Below are 12,051 nucleotides of genomic sequence, written 5' to 3'. Positions count from 1 at the left end.
GAATGGCAGAAGAGATTATAAATAGAGTTGCTAATAGTAAACTAAAAGTCATAGATTTAGAGGACTATTACCCAATAGGTCAACGGGTACTTTTTGATATAAAAGATTGGTTGCTAGAAGGTTTAGTACTTAGAGAAAAAGACTTTAGGGCTTTTGTTATTGAGCACAATTGGTCGCAATATCAAGATTGCTATGTCGCATTACATTGCTCAACGGATGCTATAGTACCAGATTGGGCTTATATGCTTATTTCATTAGAGTTAGAAGCATATTCTAAACTTACAATAATTGGTGATTTAGAGCAGTTAGAATCTATTATTTACACTACGATTATTTCAGAATTAGATACATCTTTGTATAAAGATTTGCCTGTAATTATTAAAGGCTGTTCTCAGAAACCTGTGCCAGCAAATGCATTGGTTTTATTGTCTCAACGACTAAAACCGGTTGCAAAATCTATAATGTTTGGAGAAGCATGTTCCTCTGTTCCGCTATTTAAAAGAAAATAAAACTCTAAAAGTGTGACTTTGAGTAAATTTTATGGTCTAAAAAGTGATTTCAAACTTTTAGATAGAAATCAATTAAACTTATATTTGCAACTTATAAAAATTAACACAATTTATTATGAACAAAAAATTATTATTAATAGCAATTTTAATGTTAGGCGTTACTTTTGGTTATGCTCAAACAAAAGAAGAGTTACAAGCTCAAAAAGCTGAAAAACAGGCTGAAGCAGATAAATTTCAGGGTGAAGCTAATGCAATACAAGCTCAAATCGATGCTTTACCAGGATGGCGCAAAGGTGCTTTTGGTACTATAGGCGGAAGTTTATCTAACTTCAGTGATTGGTATTCTCAAGGCACTCCAAATAACGTGTCTGGTAATATTGGTATTACTGCAAACGTATTTGCAAACAAGATTGAGGAAAAGTATTTCTGGAGAAACGCACTTACAGCTAATTTAAATTGGGTTAAATTAGACGATAAAGATAACGGTACAGATGCTGATGACGATTTTAACCCAACTACAGACGTATTTAATATTTCGTCTCTTTATGGTCGTAATATTAGTAAAACATGGGCTGTATCTGGTTTAGCAGAATACAGAACAACATTATTAGATAATTTTAATGATCCTGGATTCTTAGATATTGGTGTTGGTGCTACTTGGACTCCTATTGAAAATTTAATTGTTGTAATTCACCCATTAAACTACAACTTTGTATTTGCTGATAATGATGCAGCCTTCGATTCTTCTGCAGGTGCTAAAATCGTAGCTGATTATACTAGACAAATTGGTGCAATTAATTTTAAAACTAATTTCTCTACTTTTCAGAGTTATAAAGATGGAGACCTTTCTAACTTTACTTGGACCAACTCTTTCAGCTATACATTATGGAAAATGATTGGTGTAGGTTTTGATTTTGCTTTAAGAAGCAACAAGCAAGAAGCTGCAAACTTTCAAGGTGTTGACTTAAAAGATGCTGATAATAAGTTACAGTCTTACTACACAATTGGTTTAAGCTACGCTTTCTAAATAAAACTTTTTAACCATAAAAAAAACCTGTCAATTTCTCGACAGGTTTTTTTGTTTTAATTAAACTTCTTCTTTTTATTCTTTTTCTTAAATAAGCGCTTTATAAACCCATCACGTTTTGTAGGCTCACAACTTAAATCTTCTAAAACATCTTCAGTTGTTGTTTCAAATTTAGCGTTTGTAATTTTATCAAACCTTTTATCCTTATTGAGCTTCTGATAAAACTTAGCAAAAATTGGTAATGCTGAATTTGATCCTTGTCCTATTGCAGTCGATTTAAAACCGATACTATGGTTATCATTGCCAACCCAAGTAATGGTCACTAAATTTGGCGTTAGTGCTACAAACCATCCATCTCTATTATGTTGTGTGGTACCTGTTTTGCCAGCTATAGCATTATTTAACCCGTAAGTATTTCTTAATCTTGATGCTGTGCCTTTATTTACAGTAGATTTCATCATTTCTAACATTACTTGTCTTGTATAATTACTAAAAGCTTGTTTTTTAGAAACGTCTGGATTAAAACTAGCAATAACATTTCCAAATTTATCTTCAATTTTAGTGATATAGAAGGGTTTTACTGCTTTACTGTTATTTACATAACTAGCATAGGCACCAGTTAATTCTTTTAGATTAATTTCACCAACACCTAGTGCCAATGAGGGTTTATTTGGCAGTTCTTTAGAAATTCCTAATTTTTCTACCTGTTCTAATACTTTAGGTATACCAACTTTCTCTAAAACTTTAACTGAAATAGTGTTTACAGAATTACTTAAAGCATTCTCTAAAGTGTAATTAATATATGGGTCTTCTTCCTTACTTCCAGCATTGCTTGGCGTCCAATCGTTATAATTGGTATAAGTAACTTCATTTAATGAAAAGTAAGTACATGGATCTAGACCATCTTCAATGGCTGCAGTATAAACAAAGGGTTTAAAGGTAGAACCCACTTGCCGTTCACTTTGAGAAATATGATCGTATTTAAAAAATCGGTAGTCTATACCACCAATATAAGTTCGCACAGCACCAGTAGATGGCTCAATAGACAGCATACCTGTGTTTAAAAACTTTAAATAATGTCTTAAACTGTCGATAGCAGAAATATTTCTAATAGTATCACCTTGCCAACTAAATAATTCTACATTGCGTTTTAAACTCAAGGAATCTTCAATTTGAGAATCACTTAATCCTAAAGCCTTGTAACGCTTTACAACTGGTAAATTGTTTATAACTGATTTCAAGATTTTTGTATTCTGATTCCAAGGAGCTTTCTTACCATATGATGCTTCAAAATCGTGCTGCAGTTTACTTACATGAGATTTCATTGCAGTTTCGGCAATTTCTTGCATCTCATAATCTAAAGTGGTATGAACTACCAAACCATCTTTATATAAATTATAAGAATCACCATCTGGAGTTTTTATGGAATCTAAAATAGCCAATAACTGCTTCTTTACTTCTTCTCTAAAATAAGGGGCTACACCAACATCATGATTAAAAGAACGATAGTCTAATTTGAGCTCTTGATTTGTATAATATTCTAAAGAATCCACTGAAAGATAATTGTAGTTAACCATTTGATTTAGTACCACATCTCTTCGACCTTTGCATCGTTCTAAATGCAATCTTGGGTTATAATAGGTATTTGCCTTTAAGGTTCCTACCAGAGTAGCAGCTTCATTTTTAGATAATTCATTTACACTTTTATTAAAAAATTTAAGCGATGCGCTTTCTATACCATAAGTATTATCAGAAAAAGGAACTGTATTAAGGTAAAGCGTTAGAATTTCGTTTTTAGAGTAAATTTCTTCAATGCGTTTTGCTATTATAGATTCTTTAAACTTATTAATAAGCATACTAAACATGGCATAGTTCTTTCTGCCATACAAGTTTTTTGCAAGTTGAAGTGTTATTGTGCTTCCACCACCTGCAGATTTATCTTGAAGAATTAAATTCTTTACAAAAACACGCATTAAACTTATATTGTCTATACCATCGTGCTCATAAAATCTACTATCTTCTGTGGCAACCAAAGCGTCAATTAGATGTTGAGGTAAATCATTGAAAGTCACAGGCTGTCTATCGAAGATGTAATATTTACCTATTAATTTTCCGTTTTTATCTAATAGTTGTGTTGCTTGTTCTTGTTTTATAGAACTTAGATCTTCTGTTGTTGGTAATTTTCCGAAAAAACCAAAGTAAATACTAATATACAAACCAACTAAAAATAATAAAATGGATGTAATTACAATTACAATCCATTTTACCCATTTATTTTTCGTTATTTTTTTTAACCAAACTCTAAAATCCATGTAGACTACGTTTTCTATTCTATATCTTCAACGTCTGGATATAGAAAATGATTGTAAGGAAAACGAGTTATATGAATCTCTCTCACTTCTTTATAAACACGCTTTCTAAATTCATCGAGATTTTCTTTGTTTAAAGCTGATATAAACAAGGCGTTATCACCCACTCTAGACATCCATGTTTTTTTCCATTCTTCAATAGAATAATTTGCCTCAGTTCGCTCGGCTATTAAATCGTCCTCATCAAAAGGTTCGGCTTCATAAGCATCGATTTTATTAAACACCATAATAGTTGGTTTGTCCTTACTATCTATATCATCTAAAATCTGATTAACCGATTCTATATGTTCTTCAAAATTAGTATGAGAAATATCTACCACATGTAATAATAAATCAGCTTCTCTTACTTCATCGAGCGTACTTTTAAAAGACTCTACTAGCTGTGTTGGCAGTTTTCTAATAAAACCTACAGTATCACTAACTAAAAAAGGTAAGTTACCAATAACCACTTTACGCACAGTAGTATCGAGTGTAGCGAACAATTTGTTCTCAGCAAAAACATCGCTCTTACTTATAACATTCATTAAAGTTGATTTCCCCACATTGGTATAACCAACTAAGGCGACTCTAACCATTTTACCACGATTACCGCGTTGCACAGCCATCTGCTTATCAATGGTTTTAATCTTAGCTTTTAATAAAGCAATTTTATCACGTACAATACGTCTGTCTGTTTCTATCTCTGTTTCACCAGGTCCACGCATACCAATTCCACCTTTTTGTCTTTCGAGGTGTGTCCACATACCTTTTAATCGAGGTAATAAATATTCGCATTGTGCTAATTCTACTTGTGTTCTGGCATAACTAGTTTGTGCGCGTTGAGCAAAAATATCTAAAATGAGGTTGGTTCTATCTAGAATTTTACAATTAAGAATCTTACTTATATTTCTTTCTTGTGCAGGTGATAATTCGTCATCAAAAATTACAGTGCCTATATCATTTTCTTCAACAAAATGCCTTACATCTTCCATCTTCCCTGTTCCAATAAAGGTCTTTGGATTAGGCATCGCCATTTTTTGGGTGTAACGTTTTATAACTTCACCGCCAGCCGTATAAGTTAAAAATTCTAATTCGTCTAGGTATTCTTTAGACTTTTCTTCGTCCTGATCTTGTGTAACAACACCTATTAAAACAACTTTTTCTAGTGCTATATCTTTTTTTTCTATCATATACTATATAAAGTACAAAGTTAAACAAATGCTGTATTCAAAATAAGGTTTTAAAATCATATATTTATTGCATGGCAAATAATGATTCTAATAAATTCTCCATTGCATTTTATAATATCGAAAACTTGTTCGATATAGAAAATGATCCCAATACTAATGACGATGACTTTTTACCAACTTCTAAAAAAAGATGGACCCAAAAGCGTTACCAAAATAAACTAATGAAATTAGGATCTGTAATTTCAAAAATAGGAGAAGATAAGACTAATACTGCACCTGCAATAATTGGATTGGCCGAAGTTGAAAACAGTAAAGTATTATCGGATTTGGTTAGAAGTAAAAACTTAATTAATGAAGCTTACAGCTATGTGCATTACGATTCATCTGATGAGCGTGGTATAGATGTAGCACTACTGTATAAAAATGATGTTTTTAAAGTTGAAAATTCTGAAACCTTTTCTGTATACCTTCAAAATGAATTAGGAGAACAAGATTACACAAGAGACATTCTTATGGTTCAGGGCAAATTGCACCATGAAAGTGTTTATATTATAGTTAACCATTGGTCATCTAGAAGAGAAGGTGAAAAAGAAACTGAGTACAAACGTATAGCAGCTGCAAATAAGGTAAACACTATTATTTCTATGCTAAAAAAGGATGAACCAAATGCTAAGATTATTGTTATGGGAGATTTTAATGATAACCCAAATAGTAACAGTATCATCTCAATGGAAAAAGAGAATAATTTGTATAACCCTTACAAGACCGTTTGGTCTCGAGAAAAAGGAAGCTTAAACCATAATTTTCAATGGAATCAATTTGACCAGATATTGTTTTCAACAAACTTTTTTGATCTTAATACTACCTCCCTAAGTTTTGATCATGCAAATGTCTTTAACTCTAAATTCTTAACACAATACCATGGCAAATATAAAGGACAACCTTTTAGAACCTATGTAGGTAAAAAATACAAAGGAGGTTATAGTGACCATTTTCCTGTGTATATAGTATTAAAGGCATCATAAAAAAATGCCTTAGTCATTTTATCGATTAATAAAGCACTTCATCTATTATAACATTGTTAACATCTTGTTAATAGCCATTTTTTATATATTCGGTACTGCATTGAAAAACACGACTAACCAACGTAGCTAATGCAATCAACTGCCCCTTATTATTATTAACATTTCAATTCCTTTATAATCAAGATATTATAGAGGGATAATAATTTTTAACAAACCGATTAATAATGAAAAAGATTACTCTAATTTTATTTATGCTAGGGTTTTTCCTAACAGCTAGTGCGCAATATGACTTTGCTCCGATTGTTGGCCCTACAAATGTAGCTTCAGGATCACCTGTTACTATTAACCTCAATGATGCAGCCAATGCAGCAGGTGTGACAGCATCCACTACTGGATCGTATGATTCCTTTTCTATAACAGTAGATTGGGTCGCTGGTGGTGGAAATCCTTGGTCTAGTGAAGCTGATATTACAGTAACAACGACTGCTGGTGCTGTTCTTATAGATCCACCAACTGCTGGTGGTCTTGGAAGTAATGCAAATACCACCCTTACCTTTGAAGGTGATTTTACTGCAATTTACGATCCTACAACCGATGGTTATATAGATTTAATACTTAACCAAAGTTTTGGTGGTTCTAATGCAGATTGGTCAAATATTACTGTAACGTTATTTGAAAGTCCTTCATGTATAGAACCTTCTAGCATGAGCGTATCGGGTGTAACTTCAGACTCAGCAATTTTAGACTGGGTTGCAGGAGATGCTGAAACTTCATGGAATATTGAATATAATAGTGGTGCAGATTTTACACCTGGAAATGGAGAAGAAGAAAATGCTTTGTCAATTACAACTTCACCCAATACAACTTTAACAACTCTAACACCTGCAACTACTTATTATGTATATTATCAAGCAGATTGCGCCGCAAACGGCCTAAGTCTTTGGGTTGGACCTTTTATTTTTGGTACTGAGTGTGTAACGTTTACTGCACCATTTACTGAAGATTTTGAAAATGCAGGTGATATTCCATTATGTTGGTCTATGACAGGTGAAAATTGGTTGTTTGATGATGATGCGTCTGGTAGCCATGTAGGTGATAATGGAACTATAACTGGAAGTACAGCGTCTAACAATTATTTTGCATGGAGTGATGCCTCAGGAAATGATGGACCAAGAACATTAACGAGTCCATTGGTAGATGTAAGTGGCTTAACAACGCCAGCACTTTCTTTTTACGAAATTAGTGATAACGAAGGTAATGCAAATAGTAATTTAAACGTTGAAGTATGGGATGGTGCTGCTTGGAACGATATGGGAACTTTTAACACTAATACTGTTGGTTGGGAGCTCAAAATAATCGACTTAGGTAGTTTAACAATCACTGGAGATGTGCAAGCTCGATTCACATTTTCTGAAACTGAAACTGGAGATTTTTATGATGACATTGCAATTGATGATGTTACTTTCGATGAAGCTCCAAGTTGTTTTAACCCTTCTATGCTAATGGTTAACGCTATAACATCAAATAGTGCAGAATTTAGCTGGACTCAAGGTGGTACAGCAGTATCATGGAATGTTGAAATTGTACCTGCAGGTACGGCACCAACAAGTACACCAACTGCGTCTAATGTTACTAATCCGTATGACGCATCTAGTTTAAGTGCAGTAACAAGCTATGATTTTTATGTGCAAGCAAATTGTGGAGCTGAATTAAGCGGATGGACGGGACCACTTACTTTTACAACATTATGTGATGTTTTTGTACCAGATTATATTGAAAACTTTACTACAGTTACTGCTACTGTTCCTCCAAATTGTTGGGAAGAGGCAGATAGTGGTAACGCAACAACTGGTCCAGGTGATTTAGGTGCAGGTTCATGGACAGCTGATGAGTTTCTTAATGTTGGAACAGATGACGGAGCATATAAAATTAACTTGTTTGCTGCTTCTAAAAGTGATTGGATTATTTCACCACAATTTGACTTAACTGGTGGTCCATTTCAAGTAGAATTTGATTTTGCTATAACAACTTGGAATAGCAGTACAGCTACTGAACCATTAGGTTCTGATGATACCGTACAATTATTAATTACTACAGATAATGGAGCCAATTGGACTGAATTATTATTATACGATAGCTCTTCTGTAGTTCCTATTCCTGGTATACACCCAGTAGTAGATTTAACAGCATACAGTGGTCAAATTGTACAGTTTGGTATATACGCTTCAGAAGGTACTGTTAATGACCCTGAAGACATTGATGTTTTTGTAGATAATTTTAGAGTTAGAAATATACCAACTTGTCCAGAACCAACAGATTTAACTGCTACTAGTATAGACTTAACTTCAGCAGAAGTTAGTTGGACAGAAGCTGGAACTTCAGCAGCTTGGAATATAGAATATGGTGAAACTGGTTTTGCTTTAGGAACAGGAACTGTTGAAGCAGGTGTTTCAACAAACCCTTTTACTTTATCAAATTTAAATCCAGATACAAGTTACGAGTTTTATGTTCAAGCGATTTGCGCACCAGGTAATGAAAGTTCTTATGCTGGACCTTTCCAATTCTTTGTAGGTTATTGCGAATCCTTACCTTCAAGTAACGATGGTAGTGGTGTAAATAATGTAACTATTGGTATAATAGATTTCCCTAGTTTAGGAGATGTAACGTATGAAAATCAAACTTCACCTGTTATTAATGTTTTTCAAGGTATTAATACTACAGTAGAAATAGAATTTGGCCATACATTCTCTTATGACACTAATATTTGGATAGATTTTAATGATGATGTTGTCTTTGATGCATCAGAATTAGTTTTCCAAGGAGAATCTACAGGTGGTAGTAATCCACACACATTAGATGCCTCTTTTGTAATGCCATTAACAGCAACATTAGGAGAGCATAGAATGCGTATTGGCTCTGCTGATTTTGGTCAAGCAACGCCAGATCCATGTTATGACGGTGCTTGGGGTGTAACTCTTGATTTTACAGTAAACATTCAAGAATTAACGTGTACACTTCCTGAGGCAGACTATACTGTAGTGCCAGATTGTGATAATGATCAATTTTATATAGATGTAAATGTTACAAGTTTAGGAGATGCTACATCTTTAGAAATTTCAAATAATCTAGATACTTCAACAGTACAAGCTACAGCAACACAGGTGTATCAAGCTGGTCCATTCCCATTTGGTAGTACTGTAAAAGTATTTGTAACCAATGAGCAAGACAATAATTGTGTAATTAGTAGTGAAAACTTTGAAGTGTTGGCTTGCCCACCACTCAATGATGATTGTGTTGGAGCAATTGCTGCTGTTGTTAATGCAACTAGTACTTGTGATGACGTTACTTCTGGTACTATTTTGGCAGCAACACCTTCTGGAGTTCCTGATGGTACTTGTACTGGTAGCACAAATGATGATGTTTGGTTTACTTTTGAAGCCTTAGCAGAGCTACAAATCATTTCCATACTTAACATCACAGGTGGAACCTTTAATATAGATCACGCTGTATATAGTGGCTCATGTGGAACCTTAACAGAATTATATTGTTCTGATGATGATGCTAGTGTAACACCTCAATTAACAATAGGTGAAACCTATTATATTAGAGTTTTTAGTGGAGGTAGTCAACCTGAAACTTCTACTTTCGATTTATGTATTAGACCTGCACCTACAAATATTATTTGTGAGAATGCTGAAAATTTCTGTTCAGTTGGTGGAGGTCCACTTACAACACCAAATATTATTGGAATACCAAGTAGTGGTCAAGTAGCGTGTTTATTTACAGCACCTAACCCAACTTGGAATATTATTCAGATAGGTGATCCTGGTTTAATTGAAATTGAAATTAACCAACAAGATTCTAATGGAAATGGTCTGGATGTGGATTTTGTGATTTGGGGACCTTTCACCTCTGTTGAACAAGCTTGTACTGATATTTTATTAGAAGATTGTCCAACATGTCCGAACAATACTACAAACCCTAATTTCTATCCGTTTGGTAATATCGTAGACTGTAGTTATTCTGCAGCTTCTGTAGAAAACCTTACAATTGATAATGCTCAATCTGGTGAAATTTATATGTTATTAGTTACTAACTTCAATGGTAATGCTGGAGATATAACTATTGAACAAACTAATACTGGTGGAGGTAATATTGAGGCAGAAATTACAGCTGAAATTACAAGTAACGAAGTTGTATTTATAGATACAGATTCTAATCCTGCTACTCCAGTAGAAGCTAATGTTTGTGGTTTTGATTCTGTAACCATTGAAACAAACTCACCTTTTGCAGATGAATTTGTTTGGTATAAAGATGGTTTTGTAATGGAAGGAGAAACTTCTTCTACTTTAGTAGTAACAGAATCTAATAATTACCAAGTACAGGCTTATGATAATCAATGTGGTGCTGAAGCTTTTTCAGATATTGTAATTATAAACTTATATACAGATCCTGGAAATATAGATCTTGAGCCTATTTCTGTTTGTGATAGCCAAACATCTTTAGGTGAAGAATTCGATCTTGGTGAATATACAACATCGCTAAATCTTGGAGATCAATATGCTATAAGCTATTATACAAATACAACAGATGCTAATCAGGCTATTAACCCTGTGGGTCCTATATATACATCAACTGGAGAAACTTTAGTTGTACGAATTGAAGATATAAATGCTTCAAACAATGGGTTCTTAGGTTGTAGATCTTTAGTAGATCTAGAATTAATTGTTGGTCCAGACTTATGTGTTTTCCCTCAAGGAATTTCACCTGGAGTATCACCTGGTATTAACGATAGTTTTGATCTTAGCAATTTTGATGTGACCAAGCTTGAAATTTTTAATAGAAATGGTACACTAGTATATTCTAAAAAGAATTACACTAATGAATGGGTAGGACAAACCAATGATGGAAAAGAACTACCAGTAGGTACTTACTTTTACACTATGGAATATGCAGGTGGTACGCAAGTAAGAAGTGCTTGGATATATATAAACAGATAATCGACTAACTGAATCAACTTAAATTATAATATGAAAAAACTCTCTATTATAGCGGTTTTGCTTTTAGCATTGCAAATGCACGGGCAACAAGACCCTCAGTACACACAGTACATGTATAATATGAATATCATTAATCCAGCCTATGCAGGCTCACGAGAGAATCTTTCTTTCGGACTATTGTACAGAAAACAATGGAAAGGTATTGATGGTGCTCCAGAAACAGGAACATTTTTTGCACACTCACCTGTTGGTAATAATCTTGGATTAGGTATGTCTGTTATTGCAGACCAAATTGGTCCTGTAAAAGAAACTAATGTTTATGCAGATGTCTCTTACACCTTAAATTTAGGTGGTGAGCACAAACTAGCTTTTGGTGTCAAAGGTGGTGTTACTTTACACAACATTGGATTAAATGATTTAGATGTTATTGATGCATCTGATCCTTTTTTTAGTGAAAATGTAAATGAAATGACACCAAATATTGGTGCAGGTTTCTTTTATTACACTAACAATTACTATTTATCCTTATCTGTACCTAACTTATTATCATCAGTACATTTAGATGCAAATGGTTTTAAACTAGGTTCAGAAACTCAGCATTATTTCTTTACTGGTGGATATGTTTTTGATTTATCAGAAAATACAGAATTAAAACCATCGTTTATGGTAAAGTCTGCATTTGATGCGCCAACATCGTTTGATGTAAATGTAAATGCGCGTTTCTATAGAACATTTGAAGTGGGATTATCTTATAGACTAGATGATTCGTTCTCTGGGTTAATTAATTTCGCCCTTACACCGTCTTTGAGAATAGGTTATGCGTATGACGCAATAACATCAGATATTAAGGCATATGCACCAGCATCTCATGAGATAATGTTGTTATTCGATCTTAATTTCCCAACACGAGTTTCTCGTTCACCTAGATACTTTTAATCAGTTAAGCTAAATC

7 protein-coding genes are annotated in these 12,051 nt (G+C 33.6%); 5 read left to right on the top strand and 2 right to left on the bottom strand.

Features of this window, described 5'->3' with window-relative positions; all coding sequences use genetic code 11:
* Positions 1-2 precede the first annotated feature (2 nt).
* Positions 3-509 (top strand): DUF2480 family protein, encoded by a 507-nt coding sequence (locus tag H8K90_RS05765; RefSeq protein WP_186844967.1) that lies wholly within the window; start codon positions 3-5, stop codon positions 507-509.
* A 115-nt stretch (positions 510-624) separates the two neighbouring features.
* Positions 625-1,536 carry a DUF3078 domain-containing protein gene (locus H8K90_RS05760; protein ID WP_186844966.1) on the top strand — a complete coding sequence of 304 codons (912 nt, stop codon included), beginning with the start codon at positions 625-627 and terminating at the stop codon, positions 1,534-1,536.
* A gap of 56 nt (positions 1,537-1,592) precedes the next feature.
* Here H8K90_RS05760 and H8K90_RS05755 read toward each other — a convergent pair whose 3' ends face one another.
* Both H8K90_RS05755 and hflX read right to left on the bottom strand, forming a co-directional pair.
* Positions 1,593-3,848: a penicillin-binding protein 1A gene (locus H8K90_RS05755; RefSeq protein ID WP_186844965.1), complete on the bottom strand. Its 2,256-nt coding sequence runs from the start codon at positions 3,846-3,848 to the stop codon at positions 1,593-1,595.
* A gap of 14 nt (positions 3,849-3,862) precedes the next feature.
* On the bottom strand, positions 3,863-5,074 hold the full coding sequence (gene hflX, locus H8K90_RS05750; protein ID WP_186844964.1) for a GTPase HflX: 1,212 nt from the start codon (positions 5,072-5,074) through the stop codon (positions 3,863-3,865).
* Between the two features lie 71 nt (positions 5,075-5,145).
* Here hflX and H8K90_RS05745 point away from each other — a divergent pair, with 71 nt between their 5' ends.
* From H8K90_RS05745 to H8K90_RS05735, 3 genes are all read left to right on the top strand, one after another.
* Complete coding sequence (locus tag H8K90_RS05745; protein WP_186844963.1) at positions 5,146-6,099, top strand: endonuclease/exonuclease/phosphatase family protein; 954 nt, start codon at positions 5,146-5,148, stop codon at positions 6,097-6,099.
* A 224-nt stretch (positions 6,100-6,323) separates the two neighbouring features.
* Entirely contained in the window at positions 6,324-11,099 is a 4,776-nt protein-coding gene (locus H8K90_RS05740) for a fibronectin type III domain-containing protein (RefSeq protein ID WP_186844962.1), read from the top strand.
* Between the two features lie 30 nt (positions 11,100-11,129).
* Positions 11,130-12,035 carry a PorP/SprF family type IX secretion system membrane protein gene (locus H8K90_RS05735; RefSeq protein WP_186844961.1) on the top strand — a complete coding sequence of 302 codons (906 nt, stop codon included), beginning with the start codon at positions 11,130-11,132 and terminating at the stop codon, positions 12,033-12,035.
* Positions 12,036-12,051: the final 16 nt, after the last annotated feature.

It is taken from the genome of Winogradskyella echinorum, from assembly GCF_014297365.1.
Taxonomy (GTDB): Bacteria; Bacteroidota; Bacteroidia; order Flavobacteriales; family Flavobacteriaceae; genus Winogradskyella; species Winogradskyella echinorum.
Note: the sequence above shows the minus strand (reverse complement) of the source record. Positions and strands in the feature narration are given on the sequence as shown.